Annotated in this window: 14 protein-coding genes and 1 pseudogene; 9 read left to right on the forward strand and 6 right to left on the reverse strand. The window is 59.7% G+C overall.

From position 1 onward, the window contains the following. Window positions 1–109: 109 nt before the first annotated feature. From rluB to rnm, 5 genes are all read right to left on the reverse strand, one after another. Window positions 110–1,033, reverse strand: coding sequence for a 23S rRNA pseudouridine(2605) synthase RluB (rluB, locus tag AHA_RS14745; protein WP_011706718.1), 924 nt, complete (start codon window positions 1,031–1,033; stop codon window positions 110–112). Then, on the reverse strand, window positions 1,026–1,622 hold the full coding sequence (scpB, locus tag AHA_RS14750; RefSeq protein WP_011706719.1) for an SMC-Scp complex subunit ScpB: 597 nt from the start codon (window positions 1,620–1,622) through the stop codon (window positions 1,026–1,028). The genes rluB and scpB overlap by 8 nt, the downstream gene beginning before the upstream one ends. Before the next feature lie 35 nt (window positions 1,623–1,657). Further along, a complete protein-coding gene (locus tag AHA_RS14755) occupies window positions 1,658–2,614 on the reverse strand; it encodes a segregation and condensation protein A (RefSeq protein WP_011706720.1) in 957 nt (318 codons plus the stop codon). Next, window positions 2,562–3,182, reverse strand: a complete 621-nt coding sequence (locus AHA_RS14760) for an L-threonylcarbamoyladenylate synthase (protein WP_016351379.1) — start codon at window positions 3,180–3,182, stop codon at window positions 2,562–2,564. Before AHA_RS14760 ends, AHA_RS14755 begins: the two co-directional genes overlap by 53 nt. 102 nt (window positions 3,183–3,284) lie before the next feature. Further along, entirely contained in the window at window positions 3,285–4,166 is an 882-nt protein-coding gene (gene rnm / locus AHA_RS14765) for an RNase RNM (RefSeq protein WP_011706722.1), read from the reverse strand. A 437-nt stretch (window positions 4,167–4,603) separates the two neighbouring features. On the opposite strand from rnm, the gene AHA_RS14770 reads away from it, so the two are divergent. The 6 genes from AHA_RS14770 to trpA all read left to right on the forward strand — a co-directional run bounded on the left by AHA_RS14770 (window position 4,604) and on the right by trpA (window position 11,442). Next, the gene (locus AHA_RS14770) at window positions 4,604–6,238 is read left to right on the forward strand and encodes an anthranilate synthase component 1 (protein WP_011706723.1); all 1,635 of its coding nucleotides are present in this window, start codon (window positions 4,604–4,606) and stop codon (window positions 6,236–6,238) included. Beyond that, a complete protein-coding gene (locus tag AHA_RS14775) occupies window positions 6,231–6,830 on the forward strand; it encodes an aminodeoxychorismate/anthranilate synthase component II (RefSeq protein ID WP_011706724.1) in 600 nt (199 codons plus the stop codon). Before AHA_RS14770 ends, AHA_RS14775 begins: the two co-directional genes overlap by 8 nt. 10 nt (window positions 6,831–6,840) lie before the next feature. Further along, window positions 6,841–7,869: an anthranilate phosphoribosyltransferase gene (gene trpD / locus AHA_RS14780; protein ID WP_011706725.1), complete on the forward strand. Its 1,029-nt coding sequence runs from the start codon at window positions 6,841–6,843 to the stop codon at window positions 7,867–7,869. Beyond that, complete coding sequence (gene trpCF, locus AHA_RS14785) at window positions 7,869–9,365, forward strand: bifunctional indole-3-glycerol-phosphate synthase TrpC/phosphoribosylanthranilate isomerase TrpF (RefSeq protein ID WP_164927699.1); 1,497 nt, start codon at window positions 7,869–7,871, stop codon at window positions 9,363–9,365. Before trpD ends, trpCF begins: the two co-directional genes overlap by 1 nt. A gap of 80 nt (window positions 9,366–9,445) precedes the next feature. Then, complete coding sequence (gene trpB, locus AHA_RS14790) at window positions 9,446–10,639, forward strand: tryptophan synthase subunit beta (protein ID WP_011706727.1); 1,194 nt, start codon at window positions 9,446–9,448, stop codon at window positions 10,637–10,639. Then, entirely contained in the window at window positions 10,636–11,442 is an 807-nt protein-coding gene (trpA, locus tag AHA_RS14795; RefSeq protein WP_011706728.1) for a tryptophan synthase subunit alpha, read from the forward strand. The genes trpB and trpA overlap by 4 nt, the downstream gene beginning before the upstream one ends. A 705-nt stretch (window positions 11,443–12,147) precedes the next feature. On the opposite strand, the pseudogene AHA_RS14800 reads toward trpA, so the two are convergent. Continuing rightward, a pseudogene (locus AHA_RS14800) lies at window positions 12,148–12,365 on the reverse strand (integrase core domain-containing protein); the annotation flags it as partial. Window positions 12,366–12,545: 180 nt separating this feature from the next. Here AHA_RS14800 and AHA_RS14805 point away from each other — a divergent pair. The 3 genes from AHA_RS14805 to AHA_RS22010 all read left to right on the forward strand — a co-directional run bounded on the left by AHA_RS14805 (window position 12,546) and on the right by AHA_RS22010 (window position 14,577). Next, window positions 12,546–13,544 (forward strand): patatin-like phospholipase family protein, encoded by a 999-nt coding sequence (locus AHA_RS14805; protein ID WP_011706729.1) that lies wholly within the window; start codon window positions 12,546–12,548, stop codon window positions 13,542–13,544. Between the two features lie 95 nt (window positions 13,545–13,639). Continuing rightward, window positions 13,640–14,104 (forward strand): hypothetical protein, encoded by a 465-nt coding sequence (locus AHA_RS14810; protein WP_139348845.1) that lies wholly within the window; start codon window positions 13,640–13,642, stop codon window positions 14,102–14,104. Beyond that, window positions 14,101–14,577: a hypothetical protein gene (locus AHA_RS22010; protein WP_164927496.1), complete on the forward strand. Its 477-nt coding sequence runs from the start codon at window positions 14,101–14,103 to the stop codon at window positions 14,575–14,577. Before AHA_RS14810 ends, AHA_RS22010 begins: the two co-directional genes overlap by 4 nt. Window positions 14,578–14,581: the final 4 nt, after the last annotated feature.

A 14,581-nucleotide genomic window follows, 5' to 3' on the forward strand; every position in this document is an offset into this window, starting at 1 on the left:
TAATTCAGCCTTACGTGAATTTGAACAATAACGAACTCAAAAGGCGCCAACAAAAAGGCCCGCCGAAGAGGCGGGCCTGTTGCAGGGCGACCTTGCGGCCACGCAGCGCTTACTTGCTGCCGGTACCCGAGTTGCGGGTGGAGGAGGTCGGCTTGCGACGGGCCGTGGTGGCACGGGCGCGCGGCTCCTTGCCCTGCATCTCCTTGTGGCGTTTGACGGCGCGACGGATCTGGGCGGCCTGCTTGTGACGACTGGTTTTGCCATCCTGCTGCAGATCGACCTTGGACTCGGTCTCGTTGGGCAGGTTGACCAGGCCACGCAGGTAGTTCACCTCGGGCAGTTTCAGCTCCTGCCAGCCACCGCGCGGAATGCCGCGATCCAGCTGCACGTCGCCGTAGCGGATGCGCATCAGGCGGCTCACCTGCACTTCCTGAGATTCCCACAGGCGGCGCACTTCACGGTTACGCCCTTCGGTCAGGGTGACGTTGAACCACTGGTTCAGACCCTCCCCACCGGCCGGCTTGATCTTGTTGAACTTGGCCATGCCGTCTTCCAGCTGAACACCCTTGCGCAGGCGCTGCAGCATGGCTTCGGTGATCTCGCCAAAGACCCGCACCGCGTATTCCCGCTCCACTTCGTGGCTCGGGTGCATCAGCCGGTTGGCCAGTTCACCGTCGGTGGTGAACAGCAGCAAACCTGAGGTGTTCACGTCGAGGCGGCCGACCGCAATCCAGCGGGCCCCTTCCATCTTGGGCAGACGATCAAACACGGTGGGACGACCTTCCGGATCGTGACGGGTACACATCTCCCCTTCCGGCTTGTGGTAAGCCAGCACGCGGCAGATCACTTCCTCTGCGGCACGGGTCTTGATCTGGTGACCATCCACCCGGATCACGGCGTTCACTTCGACGCGATCCCCCAGTGTGGCGACCTTGCCATCCACACTGACCCGACCTGCGGTGATCAGGGCCTCCATCTCACGACGGGAGCCGTGACCCGCGCGGGCCAACACTTTTTGCAGTTTTTCACTCATCGGGGTTACCTGATTGTTGATCGCTGCCCGCAGCTGCCAATGTCAGCGTGGACAACGAGGGTTGCAGTTCGGGATCAAGCTCAGGGAGCTGCTCCAGACTCTGCAGATTAAAATAATCCAGAAATTCTCGGGTGGTGGCGAGCAGCTCCGGGCGACCCACCACCTCCTTGTGACCGATGCTGCGCACCCAGCCACGTTCTTTCAGGGTATTCACTATCTGGCTCGAGACCGCCACCCCGCGGATGGCTTCGATCTCGGCCCGGGTGATGGGCTGACGATAGGCGATCAGCGTCAGCGTCTCCATCACGGCGCGCGAATAACGGGGGGCCCGCTCGCTCCAGAGCCTGGAGAGCTCCTCGGCGTACTCCTGGCGGGCTTGAAAGCGCCAGCCGGAGGCCACCTCCTTGAGCTCCACCCCCCGTTCGCTGTAATCCTGTCTGAGCTCCGCCAGCAACAGCTGGACGTAGCGGCTGGTGACCGGGTAGTCCGCCAGTACGCTGCTCTTGAGCTCGCTGACGTTGAGCGGGCGTCCGGCGACGAACAGTGCCGCCTCGATCAGCGTCTTGAGTCGTTCAGCCGGCAGCGCCATGGTCCGCTCCTCGCAACATCGGCCTCTTCAACCGTTCAGTGGGCAGCGCCACGCTCGCTCTCCTCGTGCTGGCCGGCCAGGGCAAAGTGGATCGGTCCCAACGGTTCCGCCTGCAGGATCCAGATCAGCTGCTCCTTGCAGAGCTCCAGTAGTGCCAGAAACGTCACCAACACCCCCATGCGCCCCTCTTCGGCACGCAGCACCCGATCCAGGCGCAGGGTCTGGCCCAGCGAGAGCATGGCAAGGATCTCCGCCATGCGCACCCGGGTCGGGATCTGCTCACGGCGGATCTGGTGATGTTCAAAATGAGTCGCGCGTTTTACCACACTTTGCATGTAAAGGGCGAGCTCAACCAGCGAAACATCGGGCGTCAATGGTTTGAGATCGCCAAAATCCGGCGGCTGCACGGTGGCGATGAAGATCTCCCGCTCCAGCCGCGGCAGCTCGTTGACCCGCTCCGCCCCCACCTTGTAGCGCTCGTACTCCTGCAGCCGGCGAATGAGGGTAACGCGGGGGTCTTCCCCTTCCTCTTCATCTTCCAGCTCCGGCGCCTTGGGCAGTAGCAGACGGGATTTTATCTCCGCCAGCCAGGCCGCCATCAGCAGGTATTCAGCCGCCAGCTCCAGATTGAGGCCCTGCATCAGCTCCACGTACTCCATGTACTGGGCGGTGATCTGCAGGATCGGCAGGTTGAGGATCTCGAGTTGCTGGCGCCGGATGAGATAGAGCAGAAGATCGAGCGGCCCCTCGAAGGTATCGAGAAACACCTCCAGCGCATCGGGCGGGATGAACAAATCCTGGGGCAGCTCGTGATAGGGCTGCCCCAGCACCCGGGCGATGGGAGACGGGACGGCCTGGGGGGGAATGGCCTCCCCCGCCGGGCTCGCCACCCTCTCGCCCTCAGTGGGCGTGGTCGTCACCGGCACAGGATCGGCAGTATCACTCAAACGGAGTCGGGTCCCCGGCACCACGCCGGCGCAGCACAGGCTCATCGTCGGAGAAGTCCACCACGGTAGTGGGCTGCTCGCCCAAGTAACCGCCGTTGACCACCAGATCCAGCTGCTTGCCCAGCTTGTCGAAGATCTCCTCCGGGTCGAACTCCGCCATGTCAGATTCCGGCAGGATCAGGGTGGTGGAGAGCAGCGGCTCGCCGAGCGCTTCCAGCAGCGCCTGGGCAATCTTGTTGTCCGGTACCCGGATGCCGATGGTCTTCTTCTTCTCGTTCATCAGGCGGCGCGGCACCTCCTTGGTGGCCTTGAAGATGAAGGTGTAGGGGCCGGGGGTGTTGTTCTTGATCAGGCGAAACGCCGTGTTGTCCACCTTGGCATAGGTGGAGATCTCGGAGAGATCGCGGCACACCAAGGTGAAGTCGTGGTTGGGATCGATGCGGCGGATGCGGCAGATACGCTCCAGCGCGCCCTTGTCGCCCATCTGGCAACCCAGCGCATAGCCCGAGTCGGTGGGATAGACGATGACGCCGCCGTTCTGAATGATCTGTACCGCCTGGCTGATCAGACGGGCCTGGGGATTTTCCGGATGTACGTAAAAGTGCTGACTCATGACTCGTTCTCGCAATGGGGGCGGCAATGCCTGCCCGCTTGATGGCCGTGGAGCCAGGCTCCACGACACTACCTTAATCTGTTTGACGCCCGCCGGCGCCTCTCAACGGCTGGCCAGCAGGGCGACATGCTGCTCGGCGCTCAGGCCGAAGTGGCCGGGATAGGCCAGCCAGAGCGGCGTGCCCTCCTTGGGCAACCAGAGGTGGCGCCCCAGCTCGGTCCAGTTGGAGGGGAAGTGAAAATCCGATCCCACCGAGATGTAGAGGTCGTGCTCCTTGGCCCACTGGCCGAGATTCGCCCGCTCCTGCGGGCTCTGCTGGGGCAGCGAGACCTCCATGGCATCGCCACCGGCCGCCTTGAAGGCCACCAGCAGCCGCTTGATCCACTTGGCGGTGAGATCGTAACGGCTCGGGTGGGCCAGCACCGCCAGACCGCCAGCGGCGTGAATGGCGCTGATCGCCTCGCCCATCTCCGGCCACTCGGCCGGAGCATAGCCCTTGTTGCCCCGGCTCAGGTACTTTTTGAAGACCTTCTGCATGGTATCGGCCACCCCGCGCGCCATCAGTACCCGGGCAAAGTGGGCCCGGGTCACGGCGGCGTCGCCAGCCAGCTGCTTGGCCTCTTCATAGGTGCCGGGGAGCTGGCACTTCTCCAGACGACGCCCTATTTCCTGGGCGCGCGCCTCACGACGGGCCAGCTGGCCGGCCAGAAACGCCACCAGCTGCGGATTTTTTTCATCCACCCCCAGCGCCACGATATGAATTTCGTGATGCTCCCAGCCGGTGGAGATCTCGACCCCGCTCACCAGCCGCAGCGGCAGTTGCTCGGCATCGATGGTACGGCGCACCTCATCAAGCCCGGCAAGGGTATCGTGGTCAGTGACTGCTAACACCTCGACCCCTTGTGCGGCGGCGCGGCGCACCAGTTCGGCGGGGCTCAGCACGCCATCCGAGGCCGTGGTATGGCAGTGTAGATCGAATCTCATCAGATTATTCCGCTCTCGTGGTCAGGTCACCATGGGTACACATTCGGTGAAAGAAGGCTAAAAAGCGACTTGACTTGGCCGCGGCTTTATCGTTTTCTGTAGGCACTTCATTGCAAACATCTTTTTACAGGACTTTATCATGCAAACGACTTCCATCCTGACCATCTGGTGGTGGCACACTCCCTGACATGCGGGCGTGTGGTCGTTGCTGTACCTGTAAATCTGACAGCAAATAAAGAACCCAAAGAAAAAGCCCGCTGACCCCAGCGGGCTTTTTTATTATCCGGCAAATGGACCTGTGATGAAACCGAGAATTCAGACAAGCAACCTGACCTGGCGATGGCGCCCCTGAACCAGCCACCTCAGACCCATTAAATTTTCAAGGAATTCAACGTCATGAACATCGGTAAACAGCATCACACGCAAGGGAACGCACTATGACAGCCAGCCATCGCCTTCCTCTGGGTGAATTCGATACCCTCACCCTCAACGCCCCCTATGTGGCCGATCCGCTGGCACTCTACAGCGAGCTCTGCCAGGGTCGCCCCAACAACCTGCTGCTGGAATCGGTCGAGATCGACTCCAAGGCCGGCAAACAGAGCCTGCTGCTGGTGGACGCCTGCCTGCGCATCGAGTGCCGTGGCCGCACCGTGCGGGTGCGCAGCCTGAACGACAACGGCGCCCAGCTGCAGAGCCTGCTGGCCGAGCGCCTGCCTGCCGCCGTTGCCCAGAGCCTGGTGGCCGGCGAGTTGCAGCTCGACTTCCCGGCCCCCGATCGGGAACAGGACGAAGACAGCCGCCTCAAGGGGATCAGCGTGCTGGACGTGCTGCGCACCCTGCAGCGAGAGCTCGATTGCCAGCTCGGCAAAGAGGCGCTGTTTATGGCCGGCAGCTTCGCCTACGACCTCATCGCCTCCTTTGAAGATCTGCCCGACGTGCCACAGGGGAGCAACGACTGCCCCGACTACTGCTTCTACGTGGCCGAGACCCTGATCACCATCGACCACATCGCGCGCTCCACTGCGCTGCTCGCCTGCATCTTCGGCGGTGACAGTGACGAAAGCCGGGTGGAAGACAGATACCACCGCCTGAGCGAGCGCCTCGCCCAGTTCAAGCACGCCTGCCAGCAAGCCCCTGCGCAGGCCCCGGCCACCCCGGCCCTCGCCGGCGGCATGAGCGTGGACAAGAGCGACAAGCAGTTCTGCGCCGAGGTGGAGAAGCTCAAGGGCTTCATTCGCCGCGGTGACATCTTCCAGGTGGTGCCGTCACGCTGCTTCTCCCTGCCCTGCCCCAGCCCCGTCGCCGCCTATCGCCGCCTCAAGCAGACCAACCCCAGCCCCTACATGTTCTATGTGCAGGATGAGGGCTTCACCCTGTTTGGCGCCTCCCCCGAGAGCGCGGTGAAATTCTGCGCCACCAGCCGCGACGTGGAGATGTACCCCATCGCCGGTACCCGCCGCCGCGGCTTCAACCCGGATGGCAGCATCAACCGGGATCTCGACGGCCGCATCGAGCTGGAACTGCGTCAGGACGAGAAAGAGGTGGCCGAGCACCTGATGCTGGTGGATCTGGGCCGCAACGACATCGCCCGCATCTCCGAGCCGGGTACCCGCTACGTCAAGGAGCTGCTGAAAGTGGATCGCTACAGCCACGTGATGCACCTGGTCTCCAAGGTGGTCGGCACCTTGCGCGCCGATCTTGACGCCCTGCACGCCTATCAGGCCTGCATGAACATGGGCACTCTCACCGGCGCGCCCAAGATCCGCGCCAGCGAGCTGATTCGCATGGTGGAAGGCAAGCGCCGCGGCAGCTACGGCGGTGCGGTCGGCTATATCAACGGCGCTGGCGAGATGGATACCTGCATCGTCATTCGCTCCGCGTTCGTCAAAGCGGGCGTGGCCCATGTGCAGGCCGGCGCCGGGGTGGTCTATGACTCCAAACCCCAGGCCGAAGCGGACGAAACCCGCGCCAAGGCGGCGGCCGTACTGGCCGCCATCGCAGCCAGCCATGGCACCTCCCTGCAAGCCCTGAGCGCCCAGCAGGAGCAACATAAGGACGTGAGCCATGACTAACATCTTCCTGCTCGACAACTTCGACTCCTTTACCTACAACCTCGTCGATCAGTTCCGCTCCCTCGGCTATCCGGTACGGATCTACCGCAACAGCCTGCCGGCGAGCCGCATCATAAGCGAGATTGCCGCCTGCGAAGGGGATGCCGTGCTGGTGCTCTCGCCGGGGCCGGGCGCCCCCCATGAGGCGGGTTGCCTCATCGACCTTATCAAGCTGGCCCGTGGTCAGGTGCCCATCCTCGGTATCTGTCTCGGCCATCAGGCCCTGTGCGAAGCCTACGGTGGCACCGTCGGCGCGGCGGGCGAGATCGTCCATGGCAAGCGCTCCCTGATTGAGCACAACGGCCACGGCGCCTTCGCCGGTCTGCCAAGCCCGTTGCCGGTGGCCCGCTACCACTCCCTGGTGGCCACCTATGTACCGGAAGAGCTGACGGTGATTGCCCACTATCAGGGCATGCCCATGGCCATCGAGCAGCAGGATGAGCGGGTGCTGGGCTTCCAGTTCCACCCGGAATCCATCATGACCTCGGAAGGGGCCCGCCTGCTGACCCAGGCGCTCGCTCACATCACCCGTCCAGAAAGCAGTGTGCGGTAAGGAGACCAACATGCATCATCATCTCAACACCCTCTATCAGGGTCAGTCTCTGAGCCGTGAAAGTACCCGCGACGCCTTCGGCCAGGTGGTACGTGGCGAAGTGGATCCCATCGTGCTCGCAAGCCTGCTGACCGCCCTCAAGATCAAGGGGGAGACCCCGGAGGAGATCGCCGGCGCCGCCGAGGCCCTGCTGGCAGAAGCGCGCGACTTCCCGCGTCCGGACTATGAATTTTGCGACATCGTCGGCACCGGGGGCGATGGCCTCAACACCATCAACGTCTCCACCACCTCGGCACTGGTCGCCGCCGCCTGCGGCCTGAAAGTAGCCAAGCACGGCAACCGCTCGGTCTCGAGCAAGTCGGGTTCAAGCGATCTGCTCGACAAAATGGGCATCAAGCTCGACATGAGCCCGGCGCAGGCGCGCCGCTGCCTGGATGAGCTCGGCATCTGCTTCCTGTTCGCCCCCCAGTACCACGCTGGCGTGCGTCATGCCATGCCAGTGCGTCAGGCCCTCAAGACCCGCACCCTGTTCAATGTGCTGGGGCCGCTCATCAACCCGGCTCGCCCCACCTACCAGCTGATGGGGGTCTATGCCCCCGAGCTGGTGCGCCCCATCGCCGAAACCCTGCTGGCACTGGGGCTGAAAACCGGTATGGTGGTGCACGGCGCCGGCCTTGACGAGATTGCCATCCACGGCCCGACCCAGGTAGCCCAGATCCGTGACGGCGAGATCCGCGAGTTTCTGTTAACCCCGGCTGACTTTGGCCTGGAGACCTACCCGGTCAGCGCCATTCAGGGGGGGGAGCCGGAAGAGAACCGCGCCATCACCGCCGCCATTCTGGAAGGGCGTGGCACCCCGGCCCACAACGCAGCCATCGCCGCCAACGTGGCCCCCCTGCTGCTGATGGCGGGCAAGGCGAAGGATCTCAAGAGCGCGGCGGCCGAGGTGCTGGCGGTGCTGGCCAGCGGCAAGACGGCGGAGCTCGCCGCTCGCCTCGCCACTTTGAGCCATCAGGAAGCGAGCCATCAGGAGGCATGATGTCAGCCACGACTCTGCACAGCAGTCATTCAGAACGCCCAACCGGCAATAACCAGCTTCGCAAGGATAACGAGATGTCAGACCTTATTGCCCCCCATGCTTTTCTGAACATGGCCTCCATCAGCCAGACCATCCTCGGCAAGATCGTGGCGGCCAAGCAGGAGTGGGTTGCCGCCCGCAAGCTGGCCCAGCCGCTGGCGAGCTTCCAGAGCGCGCTGATCCCCAGCGATCGGGATTTCGTCGGGGTGCTCAAGGCCGGTTCCACCCGCTTTATTCTGGAGTGCAAGAAGGCCTCTCCCTCCAAGGGCTTGATCCGCGACGACTTCAGCCCGGAGGCGATCGCCGACATCTATGGCAAATACGCCACCGCCATCTCGGTGCTGACCGACGAGAAGTTCTTTCAGGGGGATTTCGCCTTCCTGCCGCGGGTGCGCAGCCGTGTTCAGCAGCCGGTGCTCTGCAAGGATTTCATGATTGACCCCTATCAGGTCTATCTGGCCCGCCACTATCAGGCGGACGCCATCCTCCTGATGCTCTCGGTGCTCACCGACGAGGGCTATCGCGCCCTGTTCGCGGTGGCCAAGGAGCTGGGCCTTGGCGTGCTCACCGAGGTGAGCAACGAGGAGGAGCTGACCCGCGCCATCGCGCTGGGGGCGCCGGTGATCGGTATCAACAACCGGGACCTGCGCGACTTGAGCGTCGACCTCAACCGCACCAAACAGCTGGCTAAAGATATTCCGAGCGATCGGGTGGTGATCAGCGAATCCGGCATCAACCACCGCGCCCAGGTGGCGGATCTGCGCCACCATGCCAAGGGCTTCCTAGTGGGCTCGTCCCTGATGGCCGAGCCGGATCTGGAGGCGGCGGTGCGCAAGCTCACTCTGGGCCAGAACAAGGTGTGCGGCCTGACCCGCGCCGAAGACGCCGCTGCGGCCCATCAGGCAGGCGCGGTATTCGGGGGTCTTATCTTTGTGGCCAAAAGCCCGCGCTATGTGGACATTCCCGCCGCCCGCGCCGTGATGGCGGGCGCGCCGCTCTCTTACGTCGGGGTATTTCGCAACGCCCAGCCCGCCACCCTCGTCAAGACGGTGGAGGCGCTCGGGCTCGCCGCGGTGCAACTGCACGGGGATGAAGACGCCGCCTATATCGAGGGACTGCGAGCACTGCTGCCGACTGGCTGCCAGATCTGGAAGGCAGTTGGCGTCACAAGCGGCGAGCCGCTGCCCGCCCTCGACTACCCGGCCGATCGCCTGCTGCTGGATACCAAAGTAGGCAGCCAGAGCGGCGGCACCGGTCAGGCATTCGACTGGGCCCTGCTGGCCACGCTCGATAAAGCCAAGCTGATGCTGGCGGGCGGCCTTAATCCCGACAACGCCCTGCAAGCCGCGCAAGTGGGCTGCCTCGGCCTTGATTTCAACTCCGGGGTGGAGAGTGCCCCGGGCCAAAAGGATGCCCACAAGCTGGCGGCCGCGTTTGCCGCCCTGCGCCAACTGTAAGCACGCCCTGTGAGGCCGCCACTGAATCACCGTTTCGTAATTGATGTTCCGTTTTCGACTCAAGGTATAAGGAAGAAACCATGACCCTGCTCAACCCGTTTTTTGGTGAATTTGGCGGCATGTACGTGCCCCAGATCCTCATCCCCGCCCTGCTCCAGCTGGAGAAGGCCTTTGTCGATGCCAAGGATGATCCGGCCTTTATCGCCGAATTTCAGACCCTGCTGACCGAGTATGCCGGTCGCCCGACCCCGCTCACCCTGACCCGCAACCTGACCAAGGGCACCAAGACCCGCCTCTATCTGAAGCGTGAAGATCTGCTGCACGGCGGCGCCCACAAGACCAACCAGGTACTGGGTCAGGCGCTGCTGGCCAAGCGGATGGGCAAGAGCGAGATCATCGCCGAGACCGGCGCCGGTCAACACGGCGTGGCCACTGCGCTGGCTTGCGCCCTGCTCGGCCTCAAGTGCCGGGTCTACATGGGCGCCAAGGATTGCGAACGCCAGAAACCGAACGTCTTTCGCATGAAGCTGATGGGCGCCACCGTCATCCCGGTGCACTCCGGCTCCAGCACCCTGAAAGATGCCTGCAACGAGGCGCTGCGCGACTGGGCTGCCAACTACGAGTCGGCCCACTATCTGCTCGGGACCGCCGCCGGCCCGCACCCCTTCCCCACTATTGTGCGGGAGTTCCAGAAGATGATCGGCGAAGAGGCCAAGGCCCAGTGCTTCGAGAAGGAAGAGCGGCTGCCCGATGCGGTGATCGCCTGCGTCGGCGGCGGGTCGAACGCCATCGGCATGTTTGCCGACTTTATCGATGAGCCGTCGGTGCGCCTCATCGGTGTCGAGCCGGGTGGTCACGGTATCGAGAGTGGCGAGCACGGCGCGCCGCTCGGTCACGGCAGCAAGGGGGTCTTCTTTGGCATGCACTCCTACCTGATGCAGGACACTCAGGGTCAAATTCAGGAGTCCTACTCCGTCTCGGCGGGGCTGGACTTCCCCTCCGTCGGCCCGCAGCACGCCCACTTGGCCGCCATCGGCCGCGCCGAGTATCCCTCGGTGACCGACAAGGAGGCGCTGGACGCCTTCCAGGAGCTGGCCAAATCCGAAGGCATCATACCGGCGCTGGAGTCCTCCCACGCGCTGGCCCACGCCCTCAAGATGGCCCGCAGTGAACCGGAAAAAGAGCAGGTGCTCATCGTCAACCTCTCCGGCCGTGGCGACAAAGATATCTTCACCGTGGCTGACATTTTTGAGAAAGAAGGAACCTTGTCATGAACCGTTACGCACAACTCTTCTCCCGTCTGGACGAAGCCAATCAGGGCGCCTTTGTGCCGTTCGTGATGCTGGGTGACCCCACCCCCGAATTGTCGCTGGCCATCGTCGATGCGCTGGTCGCAGGGGGCGCCGATGCCCTCGAGCTCGGCATTCCCTTCTCGGATCCAGTGGCGGACGGCCCCACCATTCAGGGCGCCGCCCTGCGCGCCTTTGAGAGCCACACCACCCCGGACGACTGCTTCGAGCTGCTTGGCCGCATCCGCGCCAAGTACCCGCAGCTGCCCATTGGCCTCTTGGTCTACGCCAACCTGGTCTATGTGCGCAAAATTGACGGCTTTTACGAGAAGTGCCAGCAGGCCGGCGTGGATTCGGTGCTGGTGGCCGACGTGCCGGTGCAGATGTGCGCCCCCTACAAGGCGGCCGCCGACAAGTTCGGTATCGACAGCATCTTTATCGCCCCGCCCAATGGCGATGCCGAAACCCTGAAACAGGTGGCGGAGCTCGGCAATGGTTACACCTATCTGGTGAGCCGCGCCGGTGTGACCGGTGCCGAGACCAAGGCCGGCATGCCGGTGGAGGGCCTCATCAATACCCTGCGCGAGTTCAATGCCCCCCCCGCCCTGCTCGGCTTTGGTATCAGCGAGCCGACTCAGGTACGTGAAGCGATTGCCGCTGGCGCCGCCGGTGCCATCTCCGGCTCCGCCGTGGTGAAGATCATCGAGACCCACCACCAGAATCCGGAGCATATGCTGAACCGTCTGAAAGAGTTTGTGGAAGGGATGAAGGCGGCGACCAATCGATAAGGGGCGGCATGGGTCACATGCCATTGACCATGTCTGCAAAAAGGGAGCCTGATAGGCTCCCTTTCTATTTTTTGCTTGTTGCCGCTCCCAGCGTCTTTGTCCCCTCTCCCCTTGGGAGAGGGTCAGGGTGAGGGAACCCATAATCCCCCGGCGTTATCGAATCGTAGGTTCGAATAGCGCAGCGTATTCGGACGTTCGCGATCCGGGCGGAGTTACTCCGAGCTCCAGAGCCAGCGGTGAGGCGTTTGATGCGGCTTCGCCGCATGGAACACGAGGGCTCCGCCCTCGACAGGGTTTCGCCCGCCCTTCGGGCCGGGGCGAGTGACTTTTCTTTGCGCGGCCAAAGAAAAGTCACCAAAAGAAAGGCCACCCCCGCTTATTCGCCCGACTGACGTCGGGTACCTTCGGCTCACCCTCTTGTCCAACGGCACGCGCCGATGGGCCTTTGGTCTCCGCCATCCATGGCTTCGCCCAAAGCCCGCTTCGAACATCCGTGTTCTCGCGCCAAATTGGGTCGAGCTGTGCTCGCCCTTTCCCGATTTTGCCCATGGCCCAGCGCCGCTCGCTCGGCGTCCTGCCTCACGGCCTGAACAAGAGGACTCGCCTCAGCGAATAAGAGGGGGATCAATACCGTGCCAACCCACGGCCCCGTTTAACAGCAGATATGCTCCCTCTCCCCCTGGGAGAGGGCTGGGGTGAAGGCATCTACGCATTCACTTCCTTCGGTATCAATTTCAGACCCTTCTTGAACATGCTGTAGGGGTCTGTCCCTCCATCATCCTGCCCTGATGTGGTCGCTGGTTGTTGTAGTGCTCTAGGTAGCTGTCCAGATCTGTCTGCATCTGCTCTACCGACTCATACCAGGTCGTTCTCCCTTTGATGTGGAATTGTTCATCCAGCAGTCTGCGGTGCAGTCGCACAACAAGCCAGTTAGTGCCGTGGCTCCCTACATCATAATCACTGCCATCTTTGTATTTATCTGGCCTATTATCTATCTTGTTATCATGTTTTTTTCAAAAAAGCACAGTACAAGTGAAACATACCTACTGGTTCAAGGTCTTAACCAAACGTTATGTTTTTTACATCACAAAGGAGACTAGAAAATGGCATTCAGAATACTGTCTATTGATGGGGGGGGAATCAGAGGGATACTACCAGGTCAAATACTGGTATCGCTTGAGGAAAAATTAAAAAGCAAATCACATAACACAAGTGCACGAATTGCAGACTATTTTGATTTGGTTGCAGGGACAAGCACAGGTGCAATTCTGAGTGCAGCATATGTTTGTCCCAATGAAGAAGGACGACCAAAGTATTCTGCCAAAGAGGCAGTAAATTTTTACCTTGAAGATGGCGACGAAATATTCGATGTTAAATTCTGGCGTTCCATTGGTACATTAGGAGGTACAAGCGACGAGAAATACTCTGCAAAAGAGCTTGAGAGAGTGTTGATGGAGGCATTTGGAGAAACAAAGCTTAGTGAGTTATTAAAACCAACTTGTTTTGTTTCCTATGACGTTGACAGACGAGAACCTAGAATTTTCAAACAACACACCGCCATAAAAAACCAAAAAGATTTCTTAGTAAGAGAGTTATTACGAGGCAGCACTGCTGCGCCAACATACTTCGAGGCGGCGCGCATATATTCCACATCTCCGTTAAAACAAAAATTTGTTTTAGTCGATGGTGGCGTGGTAGCAAACGACCCAGCTCTATGCGCCTATTCAGAAGCCGTCAGCATGGGCGTCAGCGGGATTAAAGATATGATTATTGTGTCTATTGGCACAGGGAAGAAATTAAAAAACTATTCATATTCAGATGTAAAAGACTGGGGGCCGCTTGGTTGGGCAAAGCCAGTAATTGACATTACACTTGAGGGCGGCCCACAAATGACAGAATATTATTTGAAGCAAATTGCATCAACTGTGCCAAATTCTAAATATTTTAGAATTCAACCAGAACTGTATGGAGCTGATCCGGCGCTTGATAATGCAACAAGAGAGAACCTTGAGAAATTGAGGGATGCCGGAATAAGAAATTCAGAAGTGTTTGACAAGCAATTAGACGAAATTGCTGACCTATTGATCAGCATGGCAAAATAACATCAAAAATATAGCAAGGTGCTCAACCGGATAGGCTAAAGCTCTCCGGTGAGCCCCAATTTTTAGCATCTAATCAAACCTTATAGGTAAATTCGATGTCGAAATACAAGCTAATGATTGCGGCGCTTGCATTAACAACTTTAGCTAGTGCTAAAAATCTCGAAAATCAACCACCTCAGATACGAATGCAGGAGTTTAAACAATTAGATCTTGGTGGAACAAACCAAATATTTAAGCTGCAGAATTTTCAGGCGGATATTTCAAACCTGGACCTAAAAGTGCCTAGCCAATACACCGAGGACGACCGAACAAAAATTTTGTCATTATTATCCGAGCTCAAGCAGACATGTCCAACATGTTCTACAGGAGTAACAATTGGCAGTGGAACTATTGTCGGTGGGAACACTGGTGGAACTGACACTCCACTGTTTCCAATTAGGGGAGGAAACAAAGGTGGACTTATTCCTACAGTTACAATCACCAAAATTGAATACGATGGACTCATAAAGAAGGCCGCACTGTATGACAGTATAATTACCGAAAGCGGGGGGCAGCAATGAAACTTACCAAGCTTGTTATTACCATTGTTTTGTTCAGCATAGTTGCTGCAAATTCAGCACGTTCTGAAGAACCAAACCCGTATGCTGAATACCGTACGAAAACTTATGATATTCAGCAAGAATACTTGCAACGAATTACGCAACACCAAGCCGAAGTAATGCGTGATATGGAACACAAACTAAAGCAGCAACAGTGGCAGACGAATGCTATTGCTATAATGGTATTTATTATGGTTTCAATGGGCCTCTTCCTAAGCTTCCTGCAATTTAGACAAGACGTAAAACAAGGTGGAAAATCTTCATTCAGTTTTAAAATTGGCGCTGGCAGCTTTGAAATCAATAGCTCTGTAATAGGGCTTGCAATTCTGGCAATGAGTTTCTGGTTTTTCCAAACATATATTGACAGGGTTTACAGCGTGGAGGTATTCACTGTTGCACCTTTGGATGTAACTACATTTGGCGTAAACAGATAAGTAT

This window comes from Aeromonas hydrophila subsp. hydrophila ATCC 7966 (genome assembly GCF_000014805.1).
Taxonomy (GTDB): Bacteria; Pseudomonadota; Gammaproteobacteria; order Enterobacterales; family Aeromonadaceae; genus Aeromonas; species Aeromonas hydrophila.